This is a genomic window from Billgrantia sulfidoxydans, assembly GCF_017868775.1.
Lineage (GTDB): Bacteria > Pseudomonadota > Gammaproteobacteria > Pseudomonadales > Halomonadaceae > Halomonas > Halomonas sulfidoxydans.
In genome coordinates this window covers 1,743,854-1,764,568 of record NZ_CP053381.1, presented here as the reverse complement: position 1 = coordinate 1,764,568, position 20,715 = coordinate 1,743,854, and the positions used below count along the sequence as shown (strand labels likewise).

Here is a 20,715-nt window from a genome sequence, read left to right as displayed (position 1 = left end):
GCTGTGATCCCAAGTCAATGATTTGCAAAGCTGTTCAGGTAGCGTTGAGATCTTCACAGCGCAAGAGGGGGCGCTCGGTTACTCAGGACAGAGAATTCCTGGTTTAGATCAGCCAGGATGTTTCACTCCGGAATTCATCATCTGGCAGGCCAGCATCCAGCAGCACGTACGATGTTAGCACTGCTGATAACCGGGGCTTCTATATCTAGCAATGCTGGCACTTCAACTTCATGGCCACCACGAATGATTCGGTCGACGACATATCGCCGCCACCTCATCTATTACTACTGTAATGGCCACCCGCTATAATCGTTGACTCCACCGACCCAAGATCTTCAATAAGTTGCCTCAGGCTGAGATCATCATCGGTACCTATGCTCTCCAACCATTGCGCTATCGCCTGGAGCTCTTGTATCCGCAAGCGAATGTGACAACCTTTATTAGCCAACGGCGTATACCTATCGACAACCGTAGGATTGTCTTGATCCGCCCAATGTAGTATCTGCTTGATTGCCGGGAGACCAACTCCCAACGAACGAAGGCAATCAATGAAACGAAGTCGCCCTAGCGCCTCTTCATCGTAAAGTTGATAGCCATTGCACGGATCCCGTTGCGGTCGTAACAGACCCTCACGTGTGTAGTGGCGTACCGTTTCAGCAGAGACGCCACCAGCACGAGCCAATTCTGTGACTCGCATTGCCCTTTCCCTACATATCCATTCTACGTCAGCTTACAACCTTGAGGCTGCCCAAAGGTCAAGATCGAGCTGGGTCGACCCATGGCGGTCTCCATCGTAGTGCTGCACCTCCAAAATGTGGCCTTGAATCAAGGGTAAAAAAACAGATACGCATGAGAGCGGTACAAAGGATTCAAGAAGTTAATACTGCGCTGGTGTCATGCCGAATAACCAACCAAGACCAAAGTTTTGAACATACATCCATGCCGAAACGGTATAACCTATGGTAAAAGTCATCCCAGCCATTCGCCCAGGTCACCACTTCAATGAGGCCACTGCAGCTTACGGCAAGCTCCATCTTGATCCATGTCAATGGACAGGATTCGATTCTGCGCTAGGGTAAGATGTACATCACTCTGCAGGAGCCCTGCCGCATGGCCAGGCACGCGTCATTTCCCAAGCAATCCTCGCGGTCTGCCACCGCGTGGCATCGCTTTGGTCTGGTCATCCTGCTGGGCATGGTGCTACTGCTCTCTAGCGCCGCCACAATGGCAGATGTCCCTTCCTCGGCAGATGCTCCCTCCTCTACTGTGTCTGGCCAGGTTGGCGTTGAGCCTCACGCAGATGCGCACTCGAACATCGAGTTCATCAACGCAGACTATCCTCAACCGCGATGCCACCATGGCCATGGCACTCGTAATGTCGGCAGCGCCCTGTTGCGCCTGGAGCGCCAGGACTTGGACTTCGAGCCTCTTCCTTTGAGCATGACGGCCCCAGCCATAGCGCCCCGGGTTGTCACCGCCAGCGGCAGGCCAAGCGCTCTCCTCTCCCCCTCTTCGGTTCCAGTCTACCTTTTGACCCAACGCTACAGAGTCTAAGTCGACTCGCTCCCTGATCCCGCGCTTCCAGACATGGCTGTGCGGGAGAAACCCGTGCCCGCCCCACATTGATCCAGGCAACTGCCGGAGTGGCCGCTGTGCGTGGAGAGTCTCTTTCGCATGCACATTCGTAAGCACGCCAGCGGGCTCGGTATCGGGTACAGCTTAGCGGAAGTCACGAGGAGGCATTTATGAACGCACTGTTTTACTTCCTGATCTGGGCAGCGATCCTCTTTCTGATGATGCGCTTTGGCTGTGGTGCCCACGTCATGGGGCACCGCCATGGCAGGAGCAAGCATGGCGACGATAGTCGAGAGGATCCACACGCCACCGAGGGGCTGAAGTGGATTCCGCCAGCCGAGGACGTCGATCCCGTCTGCGGCAAGACCGTCAGAACCGAAAGGGCCAAGCCGAGCGTCCACGATGGCCACGTCTTTTACTTCTGTTCTCGTGACTGCCGGGAGCGCTTCGAGGTCGCGCCCGAACAATATCTCGCACCTGCAGCAAAGGACTTTACTACCCAACCGGAGAACGAAGATGCCTGATGCCGATGTTCCGTCGACAGCCAAGCCTCGCTCCGGAACCCGCTTGCCGGTCCAGGCTACGCCACGGATTCCCGTGATCACGCTCGGGATGAGCCTGGGGCTGTTTCTGGCCGTGACCTTCACCCTATGCGTCGGCTTCGACCTGCTGTTTCCCGACCAGGCGATGTATGAGAGCTGGCTTCGCCTGCTGCCTGGCTTCACCTGGTTGAGCTGGTCAAGCTTCTTCCTGGGCCTGGCTGAAAGCTTCGGCTACGGCTGGTACGTCGCCCTGGTCTTCGGCCCGCTCTACAACTTCTTTGCCACACGCTTTGGACGGTGAGAATCGGCGGGAGGCAGGCCCCATGGACAACACATGTAACGCTCCAAGCAGCCATTCAGGCTTGTTTCAGCTTTTTCGGCCATATTCGATGTTGCCAAGGAATTGGCAGCGACATCTCGCGCCTATCAGCGGCGAGTACCGATGTTTATTCCTCGCTGGGGACAGTGGCGGAAGCTAGCCGATTCCTCACGCAATACTCACGATGAGCGGGGGGCACTAACATGGATTCACACATCAACGCATGCCTGCGGTGGTGATTCCATTCCAACGAGGATGACGAAAGCTGACCGGGATCAAGAGCCGCATGCTTTCACCTCTATTTTTCTTGATCCTTGGGTTACCCACAGGTTTTAGCCTGACATCAGGGCAGGGTAATTCAACATGAAAGGAGATCCGACCATGTGGGGCGACATGATGGCGTATATGGGGAATTACGGCTGGGGGCATATGCTCTTCGGCTGGCTCATGATGGTGTTGTTCTGGGGCGCCGTCATTGCCTTGGCCGTTCTCCTCGTGCGTGGCATGACCCGAGGCCGGGGCGAGGCCATGTCTCAACAGCGGCCAACGGCACTGGACCTTCTGCAAGAACGCTATGCCCGCGGCGAGATCGACCGCGAGGAATACGAGCAACGCAGGCGCGATCTGCGGCATTGACGACGCTGCATAGGCACCATGGGGTCCCTCACTCGCGGAAAGGAAGACCCTGAGATACCCCCCAGCCAACGAAAGTAACGGAGATGGCTTCATGACTCAGCAGCACATCAAGCGGCGTGAGCATTCGCATCACGGTAAGCTGAAGGAAGGCACAGATGCCGGTTCCATGAACACCAACGGTCAAGGCGCTTCCCAGTTTACCTGCCCGATGCACCCGGAGGTCATATCCGACCAACCGGGTGATTGCCCGAAGTGCGGCATGCACCTCGTCCCCATGGGAAGTGACGACGCTCAGGCGCCTTCCGATCATGGTAAGCATGCCCCGTGCCACGGACATGGCACCGGCCATGCAGTCAGCGAACCGGTGCGCGGCGGCAAGTACGACAAGGTGCCGGCTGGACATGCCGGCGCCGTCTACACCTGCCCGATGCACCCCGAGGTGCGCCAGACCACCCCCGGGGCCTGCCCGCTGTGCGGCATGGGGCTAGAGCTAGAATCGGCGGCCGTCGGCGATGAGGGGCCGAATCCCGAGCTGGTCGACTTTACCCGGCGTTTCTGGGTCGCGGCCATACTCACGCTGCCGGTGCTGGTGCTGACCATGACCCCCTACCTGGGTGTTACGGCGATCCGCGACTTCTTCGGCGAACGCAGTGCCATGTGGATCGAGCTGGTGCTCAGCACGCCGGTCATCCTGTGGTCCGGCTGGCCGTTCTTCGTGCGCGGCTGGAATTCGTTCCGGACGATGAACCTCAACATGTTCAGCCTGATCGGCATGGGGGTCGGCGCTGCCTACCTGTTCTCGATCGTCGCGGTGCTGGCGCCCGGCATCTTTCCCGACGGGTTCCGCCGGGAAGACGGCTCCGTCGGAGTCTACTTCGAGGCCGCAGCGGTAATCGTAACCCTGGTCCTGCTAGGCCAGGTGATGGAGCTGCGCGCTCGCGAGGGCACCGGCAAGGCGATCCGGGCACTGCTCGACATGGCCGCCAAGACCGCGAGGGTGATCCGGCCCGACGGCAGCGAAGAGGAGATACCGCTGGAAGACGTGCAGGTCGGCGATCACCTGCGGGTGCGCCCCGGCGACAAGGTACCGGTGGACGGCATGGTGGTCGAGGGCCGCTCCTCGATCGACGAGTCGATGATCTCCGGCGAGCCGGTACCGGTGGAGAAGGTCCAAGGCGACCAGGTCACGGGGGCCACGATCAACGGCACCGGCAGCCTGGTCATGGAAGCCACCCGCGTCGGCGCCGACACCATGCTCAGCCAGATCGTCGAGATGGTGGCCGCTGCCCAGCGCTCGCGCGCACCGATTCAGAAATTCGCCGACAAGGTGGCGGGCAAGTTCGTGCCCGCGGTGATCGGCGTCGCCATTCTCTCCTTCATTAGCTGGGCGATCTGGGGTCCGGCGCCGGCGCTGTCCTATGCGCTGGTCTCGGCGGTGGCGGTGCTGATCATCGCCTGCCCCTGTGCGCTGGGCCTGGCCACGCCGATGTCGATCATGACGGCCACCGGGCGCGGCGCGCAGGCCGGCGTACTGATCAAGAATGCCGAGGCGCTGGAACGTTTCGCCAAGGTCGATACGCTGATGGTCGACAAGACCGGCACCCTGACCGAAGGCAAGCCGAAGCTGGTGGCGGTGCTGCCCGAGGAAGGGCATGACGAGGCCGAGGTGTTGCGCCTGGCGGCCAGCCTCGAGAAAGGCTCCGAGCACCCACTGGCCGAGGCCATCGTCGCCGGCGCCGAGGAGCGCGGCGTGTCCCTCGCCGATGCCACCGATTTCGAAGCCGTGACTGGCATGGGCGTCAAGGGGGTCGTGGACGGCAAGTCGGTGGCCCTCGGTAACGCCAAGCTGATGGCCGAACTGGGCCTCGATGGCGGCCGGATCTCCGAGACCGCGAACGCCCGCCGCGATGAAGGCGAAACGGTGATGTTCGTCGTGCTCGATGGCCAGATCGCCGGCCTGGTCAGCGTCGCCGACCCAGTGAAGGCAACCACGCCCGATGCCCTGAAGGCGCTGCACCGGCTGGGCTTTCGCATCATCATGGCCACCGGCGACAACGAGCGCACGGCCAAGGCGGTGGCCGACCGGCTGGGCATCGACGAGATCCGTGCCGACGTGCTGCCCGAGGACAAGGCGCGCATCATCCGTGAATTGCAGGAACAAGGCCGCAAGGTGGCCATGGCGGGCGACGGGGTGAACGACGCCCCCGCCCTCGCCCAGGCCGATGTGGGCATCGCCATGGGCACCGGCGCCGACGTGGCGATCGAAAGCGCCGGCTTCACCCTGGTCAAGGGCAACCTGGATGGCATCGTCCGTGCCCGCAAGCTATCGCTGGCCACCATGCGCAACATCAAGCAGAACCTGTTCTTCGCCCTGGTCTACAACGGGGCCGGCGTACCCATCGCCGCCGGGATTCTCTATCCGTTCTTCGGCATCCTGATCGGCCCAATCTTCGCTGCCTTCGCGATGAGCGCCTCCTCGCTGTCGGTGGTGATGAACTCGTTGCGCCTGCGCCGAGTGAGGATCGGATCATGAATGACGAAAAGGGGTGGCTGGAGCGAGGACCAAGCAAGGGCACCTTCTGGCTCATGGCAGCGCTCGCCCTGGCGGTGATGGGCTTCCTGCTCTGGGAGGAGCACAGGGTGCACCTGCTCGGCGCCCTGCCCTGGGTGATCCTGCTCGCCTGCCCGCTGATGCATGTGTTCATGCACGGCGGGCATGGAGGCCATGGTGGGCATGACAATCACAAGGGAGGACGCGATGAGTGATGACGTACCCGCCTACGGGCTGTGGGGCCTGGTCATTCTCAACTCGGCGATCTTCATCTTCTTCGCCTTCAGTTTCTTCAAGCCGCAGACGCGCCGGGACTGGCGCTCGCTCGGGGCCTTCAGCGCCTTCCTGGTGGCGTTGTTCACGGAGATGTACGGCTTTCCGCTGACCCTCTACTTCCTCTCCGGCTGGTTGCAATCACGCTTCCCTGAGGTGGACTGGTTCAGCCACGATGCGGGGCACCTGCTGGAGATGCTGTTCGGCTGGCAGGCCAACCCCCACTTCGGGCCCTTCCATCTGCTCAGCATGGTGTTCATCGCCGCTGGGTTCTGGCTCATCGCCGCCGGTTGGCGAGTGCTCTATGCCGCCCAGCAACGGGGAGAGCTGGCCACCAGCGGACTGTACGCCCATGTCCGGCATCCGCAGTACGCCGGCTTCGTGTTGGTGATGACCGGCTTCCTGCTGCAGTGGCCCACCCTGCTGACCCTGATCATGTTCCCGGTATTGGTGTGGATGTACTCACGACTGGCGATCCACGAAGAGCGCGAGGTAGCGCGCCAGTTCGGCGACAAATGGCAGACCTACGCGGCCAGCACGCCGCGATTCATTCCGCGTCTACGAGCCACTCACCCCAGTGGCCAGCGCCCCTAGGGACACCAGTCGGGAGCCAATCATGACGACTGCGGCACAGCAGGGGGTCGAAGAGCGCACGGCGGGTCTCGTAACCGTCGGAGCCTTGCTCGCGGCGTTGATACTCGCCAACTCACCACTGCGCGAGTTTTACCAACTGCTCCACCATACCCCCGTGTCGGTGCAGGTCGGCACCCTGGGCATCGACAAGCCATTGATCCTGTGGATCAACGACGGGCTGATGGTGTTCTTCTTCCTGCTCATGGGCGTCGAACTCAAGCGCGAGATGCTCGGTGGCATGCTGGGCTCGGCCCGGCAGGTGGCGCTGCCGGCGATCGCAGCAGCCGGTGGCATGCTGCTGCCAGCGCTGGTCTACCTACTCGTCAACGGCACCGAAGGCATCGCCGCCCACGGCTGGGCCGTGCCCACCGCTACCGACATCGTGCTAGCACTGGCGGTGTTGTCGTTGTTCGGCGAGCGCGTGCCTCCCGCGCTGAGGGTGTTCCTGATGGCCCTGGCGGTCTTCGACGACCTCGGCGCCATCGCCATCATCGCGCTGTTCTATACCGAGCGTCTCTCCGGGGAGGCGCTGTTGATTGCCGGTATGGCTCTTGCCGGCTTCGTCCTCCTAAATCGCTTCCGGGTCACGCGCGCCATGCCCTATGTGCTGCTGGGGCTGGTGCTGTGGGTAGCGGTACTCAAGTCCGGGGTCCATGCCACCCTGGCCGGCGTCGCCATCGCCCTGGCCATCCCCGCCAGAACTCGGGATGGCCTGCAGGAGGGCTCGCCCCTGGCTCGCACCTACCATGACCTGCGGCGCTGGGTCACCTTCGGGGTCGTCCCGGTGTTCGCCTTCTTCAACGCCGGAATCGTGATACGAGCAGCAGGCGACGGCTTCGGCGACGTCTTCTTCGGGGTGGCCTTCGGCCTCTTGCTGGGCAAGCAGTTGGGCGTCTTCTCCCTTGCCTGGCTGGCAATCCGGCTGCGCCTCGCGCGGCTTCCCACGGATGTGGGGTGGTGCCATCTGTACGGGGTGGCCGTGCTGGCTGGCATCGGATTCACCATGAGCCTGTTCATCGCCGGGCTCGCCTTCGATACGCCAGCGGCCCTGACCTCGGCCCGCCAGGGCGTGTTGGCCGCCTCGGCCATGGCGGCACTGATCGGTGGTGCGGTACTGGCGGTAACGCTGCCCCACTCGACAGCCCCGCAATCCGAGTCCGGGAGGCAAACATGAAACGCAGACCCTTTCTCGTCGGCGCGACCGTGGTGGCCGGCGGCGTCGGGGCGGCCTTCACGGCCGTGCCGTTCATTGCCTCCTGGCAGCCCAGTGCCCGCGCCAGAGCCGCCGGAGCCCCCGTCGAGGTCGACGTCGACAAGCTGGAGCCGGGGCAGCAGTTGACCGTGGAATGGCGAGGCAAGCCCGTCTGGGTCTTGCGTCGGACCCCGTCGATCCTCGAGCGACTGGCGACGCTAACGGATTCCGGCCGACTCCGCGATCCCCTCGCCGAGGTGGCGACGCAGCAGCCGGCCTATATCACCGGGCCACTGCGCTCGCTCGAGGAGGAATATCTGGTGGTCGTCGCGATCTGCACCCACCTCGGCTGCGTTCCCCTATTTCGACCGGAGCCGGGCTCGGTCGGCGACGACTGGCCGGGCGGCTACTTCTGCCCCTGCCACGGCTCCCGATTCGACTTCGCCGGACGCGTATTCAAGGCGGTGCCGGCCCCGATCAATCTGGAGGTCCCGCCGTACCGCTTCCTGTCCGATCACCAGATCGAGATCGGCGTCGACCCGAAGCCAACGACATCCTGACACTGAGAGGTATCCACTATGACCGCCAAAACATCCACCACCAAGCCACCCACGGCTCATAAAACCCCGCGCAAGCGCCAACCCACCGCCCCACCAGAGATGGACGCCCCGATGACCGCACCCGAGCCCGAAGAAGGCACCCTCCCGAGCCACCCGGCCACGGAGCTACTCGCCTATCAGACCGACCTGTGGCGACGCGGCGTACGCTACCTGGACACGCTGCGTGAGCGCGCGGACAACATGCTCGAGCATGAGCAGGCGGGCAAGCCGCCACTGCTCGACTTCGATTACGAGATGCTCGTGGATGGCCGTCGACTGGCGCGCCCCGCCAACTATGCCCTGCTGCGCATCACCCGGGTCGGCGAGGACTGCCTGGAGGACTGCCTCGACGAGACTAGGCCGCCGGTGATGATCGTCGACCCGCGTGCCGGCCACGGCCCAGGCATCGGCGGCTTCAAGCGCGACTCCGAGGTGGGCATGGCGCTCCACGAGGGACACCCGGTCTACTTCGTGATCTTCTTCCCCGAGCCCGTCCCCGGGCAGACGCTGGAGGACGTGCTGCACGTCCTGCGCCGCTTCGTCGAGACGCTGGCCGAGCGCCACCCCGGCCAGCCGCCGGTGCTCTACGGTAACTGCCAGGCGGGCTGGGCCATCGCGCTGCTCTCCGCCGACTGCGAGGGTCTGGTCGGGCCGGCGGTGCTGAACGGCTCGCCGCTCTCCTACTGGTCCGGCGAATCCGGCGTCAATCCCATGCGCCTCGCCGGCGGCCTGCTGGGCGGTGCCTGGCTGACGCACCTGATGGCCGACCTGGGAGACGGGCGCTTCGACGGTGCGAACCTCGCCACCAACTTCGAAGCCCTCAAGCCGGCGAATACCCTGTGGCAGAAGGACTATCAGCTGTTCGCCGACATCGACGGCCAGCGCGAACGCTTCCTCGAGTTCGAGCGCTGGTGGACGGGCTTCTATAGCCTGAGCAAAGAGGAGATCGTTGCCATCGTCGAGAACTTCTTCGTCGGCAACAAGCTGGAGCGTGGCGAGCTCGAGGTCTGCCCCGGCTGTAGCGTCGACCTCAAGCGCATCCGCAACCCCCTGGTGATCTTCGCCTCCGGCGGCGACAACATCACCCCGCCCCATCAGGCGCTCAACTGGATCCCCGCGGTCTATCCCGATACCGCGGCACTCAAGGCCGCCGACCAGCGCATCGTCTACCTGCTCAATCCCCACGTCGGGCATCTGGGCATCTTCGTCTCCTCCAAGGTGGCGCGCCTCGAGCACCGAGCGATCCTCGAGAGCGTCGGCAATTTGAATGACCTGGCCCCTGGCCTCTACGAGATGCGCATCGACAACCCCACCGGCGACCCCGACTGTCACAAGCCCCAGTTCCAGGTGCGCTTCGAGGAGCGCCGCGTGGAAGACCTGGACTATCCCGACCAGGCCCCGGCGTTCGAAGGGGTGCGAGCGCTCTCCGAGCACAATGTGGCCCTCTACGAGACCTTCATCGGGCCCTGGGTGCGGCTGTATACCACCCCCTGGTCCGCCGAGGCGCTGCGACAACTGCATCCGGCGCGGACCAGCCGGCTGATGTTCTCGGAACGCTTCTCCCCCTGGATGACCGGGGTGAAGTGGCTGGCCGAGATGGTGGAGACCGCGCCGGCGCCGATCGATAGTGACACCCCCTATCGGCAATGGGAGACGCTGGTGAGCGACTCTATCGCCTCGACGCTGGAGCTTGCGGGGACGACCCGAGACAGCATGTACGAGATGGGGTTTCACAGCCTCTACGGCGGGGGATGGTGGAGCGAGAACGAGTGACCCAGTCGAAGCCAACCCGGTTTACAGCCAATACCTATAGAGCAACCCAGTAATGGAGAGCAATAAATGAAGATCGAGACCTTTCATGACCTGATCGACTGGACTCGCCAGCTGCATGCCCAGTTGGCCGAATGCTTCAGGCACTGTGCCACCCAGCAGGAGGAGGCACGGGCCAAATCGCTTCTGGAGTATCTCGCCGATCACGAAGCGGTCCTGGAGCATACCGTGGCCAGCTTCGAGAAGCAGGCCGACCCCAAGGCCCTAAACACCTGGGTTTACGACTATCTGTCGCATGCGCCCATCAAACCCCATCAGGCGTGCAATTTGCCCTATGCCGAGATGGGCTTCGAAGACATCAGCCGGGAAGTCTTCTCGCTGCACGATCAGGTCATCGCGCTATACCGCTACCTGGAAGGACGCGCCGACATCCCCGAGGCTCGGGACCTCGTTCGCGAGCTCTTGAAGCTTGAGGAACACGAGGCAATGCGTCTGTCCCAACAGATCAACCGAGCCCGAGACCTGTAGTCGGGCGCTGAACAGGGACCATCTTTCGCCCCCGGAGTAAGGAAAACTCGACTATGCCAAACCGTCGATCGGCCATTCTGGTGGTCAACTGCGGGTCATCCAGCCTGAAGTTCGCCGTGTTCGGTGTGACGGAAGGGCTCGCACGGCTGGTATGGGGAGCGGCCAGTGGGATCGGCACGTCACAAGGCCGGCTCCAGATGTCGAGTGCACAGGGAACGGTTGACGACCACCCCGCGCGAATGGCTGATCATGCCACCGCCATCGAGAAGGTCGAAACCCTTCTTCAACAGCAGACAAGCCGACTGGACCTCGTCGGCATCGGGCACCGGGTGGTCCATGGTGGCCCCGATTGCGACTGCCCTCAACGGATCGATGCCTCCCTGCTGGACCGACTTCACGCTCTGGTGCCACTGGCTCCGCTGCACCTGCCACACAACCTGGCCGGGATCAGCGCCATGCGCACGCAATTCCCCGACGTGCCCCAACTCGCCTGCTTCGACACGGCGTTCCACCACGGCCTGCCCGCGGTTGCCCGGCATACCGGGTTGCCACGGGAATACGAGGCCGGGGGTGTACGCCGCTACGGCTTTCACGGGCTCTCCTACGAGTTCATCGTCGACGACCTGAGGCGGCGCCATGGCCCGGAGGCGTTACGTGAGCGCCTGATCGTGGCGCACCTGGGCAACGGCGCCTCCCTGGCGGCAATCCGGGACGGGTGCAGCATCGAGACGACGATGGGCTTCAGTGCCTTGGGCGGCATGCCCATGGGCACCCGCAGCGGGGATCTGGACCCCGGTATCCTGCTCTACCTGGCGAGTCACGACGGACTCGACGTCGCGGCGTTGGAAGCCCTGCTCTATCGACGCTCGGGGTTGCTGGGGCTTTCGGGGGTGAGTGCCGACATGCGGGAACTCCTGACGCACCGCGAGGATACGCCGGAGGCTGCGCAGGCCGTCGATTTCTTCTGCCATCGTGCCCGCCACTTCATCGGTGCCCTGAGCGCCGCGCTCGGCGGGCTGGACCGACTGATCTTCACCGGCGGCATCGGGGCGAACTCACCGGCGATCCGGGCACAGATCTGCGCGGGAATGGGGTATCTCGGCGTCACACTGGAGGAAGGACGCAACCGCACGCCCGGGCCGGTGATTTCCGCCGCCGAGGGCCCGGTCCGGGTTGAGGCCGTGGCGACCGATGAAGAGTGGATGATCGCCCGGCACGTGCAGCACACATTAACCAACACCCAGGAGGTGACATGACACAGACGGCAACGCCAGTGGCCCTTGAGACGCTCGATGACCTGATTCAGCGGGCCGGTGGCGGTGACCCGATCCGCGTCGCCGTGGTCAACGCGGCCCAGGCCGCGGTGCTGGAGACGCTTCGCGAGGCGGCGAGGCGACGCATCGCCGAGCCGGTGCTCATCGGCCGCCCCGCCAAGGTCGTCGAGGCCGCCGCGGCGATCGGGTGGGACCTCGATCCACAAGCGATGATCGAGGCCGAATCGGATGTGGAGGCCGCCCGCATCGGGGTGGAACTCGTGCAGGCCGGACGCGCGGAGGCGCTGATGAAGGGCCACCTCCACACCGATACTTTCATGCATGCCTTACTGGGCAATGGCCTACGACAGCCCGGACGTCGCGTCAGCCACATTTTTCTGGTGGACGTGCCCGACTGCCCACGCCTGCTGGCTGTGACCGATGCGGCCGTGAACATCGCCCCCGACCTCGACGCCAAGGCGCAGATTCTCCAGAACGCCATCGAGCTGATGCACATGATCGGGCTCGAACGGCCACGCGCCGCGGTCATTTCCGCCGTGGAAACGGTCAATCCGGCCATCGTCTCTACCCTGGATGCGGCCTGCCTGACCCTGATGGCCCGCCGCGGCCAGATTGCCGGCGCCGAGGTCGACGGGCCACTGGCCTTCGACAACGCCATCTCGGAACGGGCCGCGCGCGAAAAGGGCATCGACTCCCCGGTGGCGGGGAAGGCCGACATCCTGCTCATGCCGGATCTGGTGTCAGGCAACGTGTTGGCCAAGAACCTCGAGTACCATGCCGGCGCCACGGCGGCCGGGGTGGTCATGGGGCTGACGGTGCCGGCGGTACTGAGTTCCCGGGCCGACCCGCCCGAGGCGCGCCTGGCCGGACTGGCCGTGGCGGCGCTGATGTACTGCGCGGGGATCCGTCTGCCCGTGCCCTCCCCTGACGAAGCGGAAACCACCTTCTGCTGTTCCCCGCAACCCGAGTCAGCCTGCTGCCCCACGGAGGTGCGCTGATGGACACCACGACCCGAACCACCACCATCGATGGGACGACAGCGAGCCCACCGGCGACGACGACCGACCAGCGCCTGCACGCCATGCAGAGTCTGTTCACGGGTGGGCTGTCGCCGACCGCCGTCCAGCAGGCCTGGTGGGACTGGGCGCAACACCTGCTCCTGTCGCCGGACAAGCAGGCCGAGCTTCTCGGCAAGGCCCTGCGTAAGTGGCAGCGCTTCGGCAGTTACTGCGAGCGCGCCGGCCGGGCGCCGTGCGAGCCCTGCATCGAGCCGCTGCCCCAGGACAAGCGCTTTCGCGGCGACGCCTGGCAGCGCTGGCCCTTCAACGCGCTCTACCAGGGTTTCCTGCTGCAGCAGCAGTGGTGGCATGCGGCCACCACCGGCGTACCGGGCGTCTCGCGCCATCATCAGGCGATGGTGAATTTCGGTGCGCGGCAGATGCTCGACATCTGGTCGCCATCGAACTTCCTCGCCACCAATCCCGAACTGCAGGAGCAGACGCGGCGCGAGGGTGGCGCCAACCTGGCCCGTGGTGTCTCCAATCTGCTGGAGGACTGGCAGCGACGGCAGGACGGCGAGGGGCCGGTGGGGGTCGAAGCGTATCGGGTCGGCCGGGACGTGGCAGTGACGCCGGGCAAGGTGGTCTTCCGCAACCGGCTCATCGAGCTGATCCAGTATGCACCTGTCACCCAGGAGGTCCATGCCGAGCCGCTGCTGATCGTGCCGGCCTGGATCATGAAGTACTACATCCTCGACCTCTCCCCGGAGAACTCCCTGATCCGCTACCTGGTGGCACAGGGCCATACGGTGTTCGTCGTGTCCTGGAAGAACCCGGGCAGCGAGGACCGGGAACTGGGCATGGCCGACTACCGCCGGCTGGGGGTCATGGCGGCCCTCGACGCGGTCACGGCCATTTGCCCGCAGCAGCGTGTCCACGGCGTGGGCTATTGCCTGGGCGGGACGCTGCTGTCGATCGCCGCGGCCGCCATGGGGCGGGACGGTGACACTCGCCTGGCCAGCCTGACGCTGCTCGCCGCGCAGACCGACTTCAGCGAGGCCGGCGAGCTGATGCTGTTCATCGACGAGGACCAGGTACGCTTCATCGAGGACCTCATGGCGGTCAGGGGCTATCTGGATACGCGCCAGATGGCGGGCGCCTTCCAGTTGCTGCGTTCCCAGGACCTGATCTGGTCGAGGATGGTGCGCAGTTATCTGGCTGGCGAGCGTCCGCCCATGTTCGACCTGATGGCCTGGAACGCCGACGGCACCCGCATGCCGGCACGCATGCACAGCGAGTACCTCCGGTGGCTGTTCCTCGACAACGACCTCGCCGGTGGGCGCTACCGGGTGGACGAACGGCCCGTATCGCTGACCGACATCGAGATCCCCGTGTTTGCCGTCAGCACGCTCAAGGATCATGTCGCCCCCTGGCGCTCCGTCTACAAGGTCCAGTGGCTGACGCCGGCGGACGTCACCTTCGTGCTCTCCAGCGGCGGGCACAATGCGGGCATCGTCAACCCGCCCGGCGATTCCCGCCGCTATCACCAGATCTCGACCATCCGCCGCGACGACCCCTTCATGGATCCGGACGGCTGGCAGGTCACTGCCGCGCATCATGACGGCTCCTGGTGGCCCTGCTGGCAGGGCTGGCTGGCCGATCACAGCACCCAGCGCGTGCACGCCCGGGAGCCGGGGGTGACCAGAGGCTATCCGGCGCTGGACGAAGCGCCAGGACGTTATGTACTGGAGAAATGAGCCCGTCCTGCGGGCCTGGTAGATGAAGCGGTGCAACTGTAACCGCAAATTGAGCCATATACGTAGCTCGCCATGAGCTGCCGATCTGTGACACTTAAGGAGGTAACATCATGAAAGCACTCGTCTATCATGGTCCTGGCCAGCGTCGCTGGGAGGAAAAGCCGCGCCCGAGCATCACCAAGCCGACGGACGCGGTGGTACGCATTACTCATACCACCATCTGCGGCACCGACTTGCACATCCTCAAGGGCGACGTACCCGCCGTGGAGGATGGTCGTATCCTCGGCCACGAGGGTGTCGGCGTCGTCGAGGAAATCGGCGACGGCGTGAGCAACATCCAGATCGGCGACGAGGTGCTGATTTCCTGCATCACCTCCTGCGGCCGCTGCGACTATTGCAAGCGCGGTCTCTATGCCCACTGCCGCGACGGCGGCTGGATTCTCGGTCACCTGATCGACGGCACCCAGGCCGAGTACGTGCGTATACCGCACGCGGACAACAGCCTGCACCGATTGCCGAAGGACATGGACCGCGCCGCGGCGGTGATGCTTAGCGACATTCTGCCTACCGGCCATGAGATCGGCGCCTTGAACGGCGAGGTAGGGCTCGGCGACACGGTGGCCATTGTCGGCGCGGGGCCCATCGGCCTGGCGGCCCTGATGACCTCGCGCTTCTATTCTCCCGCCCGGATTATCATGATCGACCCCGACGAGAACCGCCTGGCCATGGCCAAGCAGCTCGGCGCCTCCGACACCATCGCACGAGATCCGCTCGACGCTATCGACGAGCTAACCGGTGGCGAAGGCGTAGACGTCGCCATGGAAGCAGTGGGGATCCCCGAGACCTTCGATATCTGCCAGCGCATCGTGCGCCCGGGGGGGCATATCGCCAACATCGGCGTGCACGGCAAGAGCGTCGAGTTCCGCCTGCAGGACCTCTGGATCAAGAATGTCACGGTGCGTACCGGCTTGGTGAACACCGACACGACCCCGGTGCTAATGCGCATCGTCGAGGCCGGTGGCGTCGAGCCCGCGGGCTTGGTGACCCACCGCTTCAAGCTCTACGACATCGAGAAGGCCTACGACGTGTTTTCCCAGGCGGCGAAGGAGCAGGCCATCAAGATGCTATTGACCGCCGAGTGACCAAGCGGGGACGACTTTTCAATGGCCACATCCTGGAGCTGGATGGGCGGCTGCGTATTCAGCTGGGGGCGCAACCCGCATGCGCCGTCCTGAATAATGAAAAGGGGAAACAGCGATGAAACGCGAACGAGTGGAACGGAAGTCTTTCCTGGATCCGGTATGTGGCATGACGATCAGCTTCAAGACCGCCGCCACGGGGAGTGAATACCGGGGGCAGCGCTATTACTTCTGCTCAGAGACGTGCCGCGAACAGTTCGAGACGGATCCCGAACGGTACGTTGGTGCGCACCACCAGCTGAATGACTGAGCCGTGGGTGAACGTAGAGGCCCTTCATCCATGACCCAGAACTCGGCCGTCTGCGCTGGCCCCGCGCGGGGCGATACCGTGACCGTAATCGGCGCCGGCCCCGCCGGGTTGGCCTGCGCCATCGTCCTGGCGCGCGCGGGAAAGCACGTGATCGTGCACGAGCGTCGCCGTCGTGTTGGTGCCCGCTTCCATGGCGATTTCCAAGGGCTGGAGAACTGGAGTGACGACATCGATGTGCTCGATGAGCTCGCAAGCACAGGGATCCGGTCCAGCTTCGAGCATCACGCCATCTCGCAAGTGACGGCCTTCGACGGCTGGGGCGGCCGCCACGAAATTCGCTCTAACCAGCCCCTGTACTACCTGGTCCGCCGGGGATCGGAAACGGGCACCCTGGATCACGCCCTGCTTGAGCAGGCCAAGGCCTGTGGTGTGGAGGTGAGGCTGTCGTCCCCCGTCAAGAACACACACGGCTCCACCGTAGAGGCCAAGGGACCAATGTTCGCCAACGTCATGGCGGTGGGCTACCTGTTCGAGACCGCCATGCCGGACGGCCAGTGGGCCTGCTTCAGCGACCACCTGGCGCCAGGCGGCTATGCCTACCTGCTGGTGCAGGGCGGACAGGGTACCGTCGCCACCTGTCTGTTCAGGGAGTTCACGCGCAATAACAAGTGCCTGACACGCACGATCGCATTCTTTACCGAGCAGGCCGGGCTGGACATGCGCAAGGCGCGTCCCTTCGGTGGCGTCGGTAACTATGGACCGCCCTGCCGGGGCGAGCACGAGGGGCGTCTGCTGGTGGGCGAGCAGGCGGGCTTTCAGGATGCGCTGGCGGGCTTTGGCATGCGTTACGCCCTGCGCTCGGGCGTTTTGGCCGCGCACAGCCTGCTGGAGGGTCGCGATTACGAATCGCTATGGCAGCGCTCGCTGCTGCCGGCGATCCGCCAGGGCATCAGCAACCGGCTGCTGTACACCAAGGCCGGAGACCGCGGGCGGCGGGCCATGTTTCGCCGAATGGCCAGGCGCGATGCGCGCCCAATGCTCGCCAAGCTTTACCACCCAAGCCTGCTGGGTCGGATCCTGTACCCGTTCGCGAGGCGTCAGGCGCGCATCCCTCAGCACGATCCCGACTGCTGCGACACCACCTGTACCTGCCTGCGCTGCCTGTGCCAGCGCCACGTCAGCTCGGGGACACTCGCAGCGCGCTAGAAGACCTTGGGCATGGGAAACCTAACGTAATGGAGGACGAGCATGGAACACCTCGACTTGAAAGACCGCAAGGGCCTGGTGGTGGGCATCGCCAACGAAGACAGTCTAGCCTGGTCAGCTGCCCGGCACTTCCGTAATGCCGGTGCGGAACTGGCGATCACCTATCTCAACGACAAGGCACGTCCCCATGTCGAGCCGCTGGCCCGGAAAGTGGACGCCGGACTGTTTCTCCCCTGTGACGTGACGGTGCCGGGGCAGCTGGAGGCAGTGTTCGAGGAGATCCGTCAGCGCTGGGGGCGACTGGATTTCTTCCTGCATGCCATCGCCTGGGCCCGCAAGGAGGATCTGCACGGGCGACTCACGGACTGCTCGGCCGAGGGCTTCTCCGAATCGATGGCCATTTCCTGCCACTCGCTGATTCGCATGGCCCAATTGGCCGAGCCGTTGATGGACCGGGGCGGCAGTCTCATGACGCTGAGCTACTTCGGCGCCGAGAAGGTCGTCGACCACTACAACGTCATGGGCCCCGTCAAGGCCGCACTGGAGGCCTCGGTACGCTACCTGGCCCATGAGCTTGGCCCTCGCAACATCCGCGTCAACGCCATCTCTGCAGGAGCGGTGGCAACCCGGGCTGCCTCCGGCATCGAGCATTTCGACGAGCTACTCAACGAGACCGTCAAGCGGGCACCGCTGCGCCGCACCGTGGACGCCGATGAGGTGGGTCGCACCGCGCTGGTGCTGGCCAGCGACTATGCCACCGGCATTACCGGCGAGGTGCTCCACGTCGATGCCGGCTTTCATATCGCCGGCATGGTCTTTCACTGATGGCGGGGGTCCTCAGCAAATCAGGAGCCGGCTTCACGGCTCTGCTCGCCGCCACCTTAGTCGTCTTCCTCGGCTACGGTACGGTGCTGCCGATTCTGCCGCTGTTCCTCGACCGGGTGCTGGCAGTGACTACCCCCGGGGACGTATCGCTGCACACCGGGCTGCTGACGGGGGTGTATACGCTGGCCTTGTTCGGCTTTGCCCCACTATGGGGAAGTCTCTCCGACCGCCTGGGCCGTCGGCCCGTCCTGCTATGGGGGCTGGCAGGGTTTGCACTGGCCATGCTGGGCTTCAGCCTGACTCGAAACCTGCCACTCGCCTATGGGGTACGGGCCCTTGCCGGCGCCTTTGCGGCGGCGGTGATCCCGGTGGCGTTGGCGCAGGCGGCCGAGTGTGACGACCCAACGCGCCGTGCACGGCGTTTTGCCTGGCTCAGTGCCGCCGCCACCTTGGGCTTCTTGTCCGGCCCCATGCTTAGCGGCTGGCTCGCCAGCATTCCCATGGTGATGCCTCAATCCGACATGGTCCTCGGCGGGCCAGTGGCATGGCCCTTCGTGGTCACGGCGGGATTTGCTGGTGCAGTGTGGCTGTTGATCTACCATCACGTCCGCGAACAGCCGGCTCACCGCTCGCCTTCCGACACGCATGCCTCCGAGCCGGACTCGACTCGAGCAATCGGTGGCTTCCTGACGCTGACGCTGCTGGCGATGCTCGGCCTGGGGGCCTTTGAGGTGGGGCTCAGCCTGCAGGCGAGGCAGTCTATTGGTCTCGACCCCTTCAGGGTCGGGTTGCTGTTCACGGAGTGCAGCCTGGTGATGCTGGCGGCGCAACTTCTGTGGTCGGCATACCCACCGAAACGCCTCTCTCCCAGCCATCTGATCGGCGGGTCCTTCCTGTTGATGGCCGTAGGCATTCTTGGCCTCCCGTATGCTTCGAACTTCTGGGGGGCATTCGTCGTGGTCGGGCTACTTGGCGCGGGATCAGGGCTGCTGGTTCCGCTACTGGCCTATCAGGTCTCCCTGGCCAGCGGGCCGGCACAGGGTGCGGCGCTGGGCAAGCAGACCGCCTTGGCCAGCCTTGGGCAAGCCGTGGGGTCTGCGGGCGCCGGATTGCTGTTCGCTGGCAGCGCGCTCGGCACCTACTGGGGGCTTGCGATCGTGCTTTTCGTTACCGCCATCCTCACATTCTTTGTTCACTATCATCCTCGAGTGATAGCACTGGTTAAACACGCACCGCGTCAGAATTAATGACAGTATTTCATGGCGGAAACAGGATTTGGCAACCTGAGTCTGCACACACGCCTCCTGCTTTCTTCGATCTTGATGCATATCAATGGACAGGTAGTATCACTGGTCTAAGGTGAGGGAGCCGTTTCTCGACAAGTTGTCTGCCACCATGGCCAAGAGCCCACCGACACGCCGCCTCAGTCTTGCCCACGCCTTGTCGTGGCTGCGTATCGGTATAGTCGCACTGATGCTGCTGGGTCTATTCCTGGTTGCGATTCAGTCCCACGCCCACCACGAGACTGCCTTCCTCCAGGGCAGCCCCCTGGCCGGGCAACACCTCGAGGCCCCCCAGGAGGCCCCCAGCTGCCACCATGGCCATGGTACGGGTTCTCTCGTCGGTGCCCTGCCGCACGTGACGCAGCAGGACATCAAATTCGCTACCGTTCCTCCCTCCTTGGGCGGTATGGACCCGGCGCCTCGGATACTCGCCAGCAGCGGTGTCCCGCAAGCTCTGCCCGACCCTTCTCCGGTTCCCGTCTATCTGCTGACACAACGGTTCAGATCCTGAGCCCTGGGTAATTCTCCTCACACCCAGTCGCTGTTACATGTCGGGTCCCGTGTGATTGACCTCTGTGCAGCACGTAGCCGAAATAATGTCAGCAAAGGGCCTGAATGGGCCCAACAGCTCGCTAGGAGAAGGATCATGGAAATTCGCAAGCATACTCTCGCTCTCGGACTCGCCCTGGCACTCGGTGCCAGTGGTAGCGGCATCGCTCTCGCCCAGAGCATGCCGACCAATCAGCCCAATCAGGGTAGCGGCATGACGGGCGGCAGCGGCGGCCAAGGCGGCATGGGCCCTGACATGATGGGCGGAATGATGGGCGGCGGCCAGGGCGGCATGGGCCCCGGCATGATGGGGGGCATGATGGGCGGCGGCGGCCAGGGCGGCATGGGCCCCGGCATGATGGGAGGCATGATGGGCGGCGGCATGATGCCCTGCCCGATGATGGGCGAGGGCATGGGCATGATGTCGATGCTCGACTCCGATCAGCGCAGCCAGATGCGCGAACTGATGCAGGAGCACCGCCCGGCCCAGTTCGAGCGCAAGGGGCGCCTGATGAACCTGCGCGACGACCTGATGGCCGAGATGCACGGCGAACGTCCGGACCCTGAGCAGGTGCAAGAACTCCACGGCCGCATGGCCGAGTTGCACGGCGAGATGATGGCCGAGATGGTGCGCATGCGTAACGCCATGCACGACCTCATGACCGATGAGCAGCGCGAGCAGCTCCGCCAGGCGGCGCCCGCCGACGTGGATCCCGAGGACCACGATGCCCATCACTGATCGGCGGAGTCACTGAA

Annotated in this window: 20 protein-coding genes; 19 read left to right on the top strand and 1 reads right to left on the bottom strand. The window is 64.1% G+C overall.

What is annotated here, in order from left to right:
- Positions 1–274 precede the first annotated feature (274 nt).
- A complete protein-coding gene (locus HNO51_RS08235; protein WP_209538919.1) occupies positions 275–697 on the bottom strand; it encodes a MerR family transcriptional regulator in 423 nt (140 codons plus the stop codon).
- A gap of 1,048 nt (positions 698–1,745) precedes the next feature.
- Here HNO51_RS08235 and HNO51_RS08230 point away from each other — a divergent pair.
- From HNO51_RS08230 to HNO51_RS21140, 19 genes are all read left to right on the top strand, one after another.
- Positions 1,746–2,099, top strand: coding sequence for a YHS domain-containing protein (locus HNO51_RS08230; protein WP_209538918.1), 354 nt, complete (start codon positions 1,746–1,748; stop codon positions 2,097–2,099).
- A gap of 43 nt (positions 2,100–2,142) precedes the next feature.
- On the top strand, positions 2,143–2,418 hold the full coding sequence (locus HNO51_RS08225; protein WP_242597226.1) for a DUF5676 family membrane protein: 276 nt from the start codon (positions 2,143–2,145) through the stop codon (positions 2,416–2,418).
- A gap of 399 nt (positions 2,419–2,817) precedes the next feature.
- Positions 2,818–3,072 (top strand): SHOCT domain-containing protein, encoded by a 255-nt coding sequence (locus HNO51_RS08220; RefSeq protein WP_209538917.1) that lies wholly within the window; start codon positions 2,818–2,820, stop codon positions 3,070–3,072.
- A gap of 91 nt (positions 3,073–3,163) precedes the next feature.
- On the top strand, positions 3,164–5,605 hold the full coding sequence (locus HNO51_RS08215; protein WP_338035276.1) for a copper-transporting P-type ATPase: 2,442 nt from the start codon (positions 3,164–3,166) through the stop codon (positions 5,603–5,605).
- Positions 5,602–5,838 (top strand): DUF2933 domain-containing protein, encoded by a 237-nt coding sequence (locus HNO51_RS08210; RefSeq protein WP_209538916.1) that lies wholly within the window; start codon positions 5,602–5,604, stop codon positions 5,836–5,838. Before HNO51_RS08215 ends, HNO51_RS08210 begins: the two co-directional genes overlap by 4 nt.
- Positions 5,831–6,490, top strand: coding sequence for a methyltransferase family protein (locus HNO51_RS08205; protein WP_209538915.1), 660 nt, complete (start codon positions 5,831–5,833; stop codon positions 6,488–6,490). Before HNO51_RS08210 ends, HNO51_RS08205 begins: the two co-directional genes overlap by 8 nt.
- 22 nt (positions 6,491–6,512) lie before the next feature.
- Complete coding sequence (gene nhaA, locus HNO51_RS08200; protein ID WP_209538914.1) at positions 6,513–7,703, top strand: Na+/H+ antiporter NhaA; 1,191 nt, start codon at positions 6,513–6,515, stop codon at positions 7,701–7,703.
- Positions 7,700–8,281 carry a ubiquinol-cytochrome c reductase iron-sulfur subunit gene (gene petA, locus HNO51_RS08195; protein ID WP_209538913.1) on the top strand — a complete coding sequence of 194 codons (582 nt, stop codon included), beginning with the start codon at positions 7,700–7,702 and terminating at the stop codon, positions 8,279–8,281. Before nhaA ends, petA begins: the two co-directional genes overlap by 4 nt.
- Positions 8,282–8,392: 111 nt before the next feature.
- Positions 8,393–10,093, top strand: coding sequence for a DUF3141 domain-containing protein (locus tag HNO51_RS08190; protein ID WP_209538912.1), 1,701 nt, complete (start codon positions 8,393–8,395; stop codon positions 10,091–10,093).
- Positions 10,094–10,159: 66 nt separating this feature from the next.
- Positions 10,160–10,618 carry an ATPase gene (locus tag HNO51_RS08185; RefSeq protein ID WP_152484036.1) on the top strand — a complete coding sequence of 153 codons (459 nt, stop codon included), beginning with the start codon at positions 10,160–10,162 and terminating at the stop codon, positions 10,616–10,618.
- A 53-nt stretch (positions 10,619–10,671) separates the two neighbouring features.
- Positions 10,672–11,874 (top strand): acetate/propionate family kinase, encoded by a 1,203-nt coding sequence (locus tag HNO51_RS08180; protein ID WP_209538911.1) that lies wholly within the window; start codon positions 10,672–10,674, stop codon positions 11,872–11,874.
- Positions 11,871–12,890, top strand: a complete 1,020-nt coding sequence (locus tag HNO51_RS08175; protein ID WP_209538910.1) for a bifunctional enoyl-CoA hydratase/phosphate acetyltransferase — start codon at positions 11,871–11,873, stop codon at positions 12,888–12,890. The genes HNO51_RS08180 and HNO51_RS08175 overlap by 4 nt, the downstream gene beginning before the upstream one ends.
- Positions 12,890–14,647, top strand: coding sequence for a PHA/PHB synthase family protein (locus HNO51_RS08170; protein ID WP_209538909.1), 1,758 nt, complete (start codon positions 12,890–12,892; stop codon positions 14,645–14,647). Before HNO51_RS08175 ends, HNO51_RS08170 begins: the two co-directional genes overlap by 1 nt.
- Positions 14,648–14,757: 110 nt before the next feature.
- Complete coding sequence (locus tag HNO51_RS08165; protein ID WP_095622783.1) at positions 14,758–15,789, top strand: zinc-dependent alcohol dehydrogenase family protein; 1,032 nt, start codon at positions 14,758–14,760, stop codon at positions 15,787–15,789.
- Positions 15,790–15,904: 115 nt separating this feature from the next.
- On the top strand, positions 15,905–16,096 hold the full coding sequence (locus tag HNO51_RS08160) for a YHS domain-containing protein (protein WP_095622784.1): 192 nt from the start codon (positions 15,905–15,907) through the stop codon (positions 16,094–16,096).
- Between the two features lie 30 nt (positions 16,097–16,126).
- Positions 16,127–17,302: an NAD(P)/FAD-dependent oxidoreductase gene (locus HNO51_RS08155; RefSeq protein ID WP_095622785.1), complete on the top strand. Its 1,176-nt coding sequence runs from the start codon at positions 16,127–16,129 to the stop codon at positions 17,300–17,302.
- A gap of 42 nt (positions 17,303–17,344) precedes the next feature.
- Entirely contained in the window at positions 17,345–18,127 is a 783-nt protein-coding gene (gene fabI / locus HNO51_RS08150; protein ID WP_095622786.1) for an enoyl-ACP reductase FabI, read from the top strand.
- A complete protein-coding gene (locus HNO51_RS08145; protein WP_209538908.1) occupies positions 18,127–19,374 on the top strand; it encodes an MFS transporter in 1,248 nt (415 codons plus the stop codon). The genes fabI and HNO51_RS08145 overlap by 1 nt, the downstream gene beginning before the upstream one ends.
- Positions 19,375–20,056: 682 nt before the next feature.
- Positions 20,057–20,698: a Spy/CpxP family protein refolding chaperone gene (locus HNO51_RS21140; protein ID WP_209538907.1), complete on the top strand. Its 642-nt coding sequence runs from the start codon at positions 20,057–20,059 to the stop codon at positions 20,696–20,698.
- Positions 20,699–20,715 lie beyond the last annotated feature (17 nt).